This is a genomic window from Natrinema soli (assembly GCF_028618695.1).
The window spans coordinates 1-2877 of sequence record NZ_JAQIVI010000681.1; the positions used below are offsets into that span (position 1 = coordinate 1).

General features: G+C 66.3%; 3 protein-coding genes. All 3 read left to right on the forward strand.

The window, feature by feature from the left end; genetic code table 11:
- A partial coding sequence (locus PGX04_RS29925; RefSeq protein ID WP_465263858.1) for an amino acid kinase family protein occupies positions 1-338 on the forward strand: 338 nt, incomplete at its 5' end.
- Entirely contained in the window at positions 335-2110 is a 1776-nt protein-coding gene (lysS, locus tag PGX04_RS29930) for a lysine--tRNA ligase (protein WP_273741822.1), read from the forward strand. The genes PGX04_RS29925 and lysS, both read left to right, overlap by 4 nt.
- A gap of 64 nt (positions 2111-2174) precedes the next feature.
- On the forward strand, positions 2175-2877 hold a 703-nt coding region (locus PGX04_RS29935; RefSeq protein WP_273741823.1), incomplete at its 3' end, for a site-2 protease family protein.

Below are 2877 nucleotides of genomic sequence, written 5' to 3' on the forward strand. Positions count from 1 at the left end.
ACATCGACGCCGACCTGCTCGTCTACGCGACGAGCGTCCCGGGCGTCTACAGCGCCGACCCGAACGAAGACGACGACGCGACCAAGTACGACCAGCTCTCCGCCGCGGAGCTGGTCGACGTCATCGCCGGCCTCGAGATGAACGCCGGCGCGTCCGCCCCCGTCGACCTGCTGGCGGCGAAGATCATCGAGCGCTCGGGGATGCGCACCATCGTCCTCGACGGCACGGATCCCGACCGGATCGCCCGCGCGGTTCGCCACGGCGATCACGAGGGGACGGACGTCATCCCCGACGGTGCCGGCGAGGAACCGACCTACTGGGCGAACGACGAGCAATGAGTACTAACGGTGACGGCGACGACGGGGACACGATAGACGCCGCGGAGTCCGAGGCGATCAGCCCCTATACCCTCCAGCGCGAGGAAGCGAGCGAGACGCGACACGCATTTTGGGCGGATACGGTCGCGGATCGAGTTGAAGAGCGCGTGGCCGACCAGCGGGAGGCCACGGACAAAGCGAGCGGGGAGGAACGACCCGCGAGCCGAAATCCCGAGGAACCGATCGTCGTCAAGGGCGGTATCTCGCCCTCCGGCGTCCCCCACCTCGGCAACGTCAACGAGATCATGCGCGGCTACTTCGTCGCCGAAGTACTGCGCGACCGGGGCCACGAGGTCCGACAGGTCTTCACCGCCGACGACCGCGACCCCCTCCGAAAGCTCCCGCGGACCCTCTGTGACCTCGAGGGGAACCTCGTCGATCTCGGCGAGGTCGACGCCGGCGCGCTCGGCCGCAACCTCGGCGCGCCCTACACCGATATCCCGGATCCCTTCGGCTGCTGTGACTCCTACGGCGACCACTTCGCGACGATCATTCAGAACAGCGCAGACGCCGTCGACGTGCCGATCGAACTCGTTTCGAATACGGAGCTGTACGAGTCCGGCGAGTTCGAGAACGTGACTCGCTTCGTCCTCGAGCATCGGGAGCGCGCACGCCAGGTCCTCTCGAAGTATCAGGACACAGTCGACGCGAACGGCGACTACGTGCCGTTCAATCCGATCTGCGAGGAGTGTGGCAAGATCACCGAGACGGTGACGAGCGTCGACCTCGAGAGCGAGCCGCCAACCGTCGACTACGAGTGTACCGACATGGACGCGGGCAACCAGACGATCGACGGCTGCGGCCACGAGGGCACCGCGACGCTGCGCGAGGGCAAACTCCCCTGGCGCTTCGAGTGGCCCGCTCAGTGGCAGCTCCTCGACGTCGATTTCGAGCCCTTCGGCAAGGACCACGCCGAGGGCTCCTGGCCCAGCGGCCAGGACGTCGCCCGCAACGTCCTCGAGATCGAACCGCCGGTCCCGATGGTCTACGAGTGGTTCACCCTCGAGGGGGAACCGTTCTCCTCGTCGGAAGGGAACGTGATTCTGGTCTCGGACGTGCTCGAGTTGCTCGAGCCCGAGGTCCTTCGCTACTTCTTCGCGAAGGACCCCGCGAAGGCGCGGGACTTCAGCATCGAACGACTGGATCAACTGGTCGACGAGTTCGACCGGCTCGAGGCGATCTACTTCGGCGAGATCGAAGGCAGCGAGGACGAGCGGGCGTTCGCCGAGCGCGTCTACCCCTTCGTGGTTGAAGAGCCCCAGAAAGAGCGCATTCGGCTCCCCTACACCTTCGCCGCGGTGCTCGGGATGACCGACGATCCCGATCTGCGCGAGGAAATCGCCCGGCGCGAGGGGCACATCCCCGAGGATGCGCCCGGGTGGGCCGTCGACGGGGCGCTCGAGCGCGTCGAGCAGGCCCGCAACTGGGCGCGCCGGACGGGCAACGAGTTCGATTACGAGCTCAAGCGCAGCGAGATCCCGGACCACGAGTTCGACGCGGACACCGAGGCCGCGCTCGCGGAACTGGCCGACTTCATCGAGGCGGGCCACGATCCCGACGAAATTCAGGGCGAGATCTACGAGACCGCGAGACGCCACGACGTCGACGTCGGCGACTTCTTCGCGGCGGGCTACCGGCTGTTCTTCGACGAGGAGCAGGGGCCGAAGCTCGGATCCTTCCTCGCGAAGGTCGACCGGGAGTTCGTCGTCGGCCGACTTCGCCGGGAACGGTGAATCGACCCGGATCGTCGGGCTGATGACAAAAACCATTTGAGAACGCCGCCCGGAGATACTATCGATGGATCACGGTCTCTTCGCCTTCGTTTCGCCCCCCGCAATCTACGGATCGGAACTCCTGACGTGGGTTCTGCTCGGCCTCCTGCTCTACTGGCTCGCGGTCATCGGACTCCGAAACGGCGGCTATCTGCCCGATTACATCGGCACGCAAGGGCCGATTCTCACCTTCCACACCAAACGCGGTCGGGTGCTCCTCGACCGGCTCGCCCGTCCGAAACGGTTCTGGCGCGCGTGGTCGAATATCGGCGTCGGCATCGCACTGGTCGTGATGGTCGCCATGTTCGCGTTCCTCATTCAGGCGGCGATAACCGCGCTCTCGACGCCACAGATGGCGACCTCCGCGGTTCGGCAGCCGCGCAACGTCCTCGTCATCCCCGGCGTCAACGACTTCCTGCCGTTGTCGGCGACGCCCGGAATCGTCTTCGGACTGCTCGTCGGACTCGTCGTTCACGAGGGCGGCCACGGTCTGCTCTGTCGCGTCGAAGATATCGACATCGACTCGATGGGGATCGCGATGCTCGCCGTCCTTCCCGTCGGCGCGTTCGTCGAGCCCGATCAGGAGAGCAGCAAATCCGCGTCCCGCGGCGGGCAGACGCGGATGTTCGCCGCCGGCGTGACGAACAACTTCGCGATTACGATCCTCGCCTTCGCGCTCCTCTTCGGCCCGGTCGTCGGCGCGATCGGCGTCGCATCCGCGGGGGCCG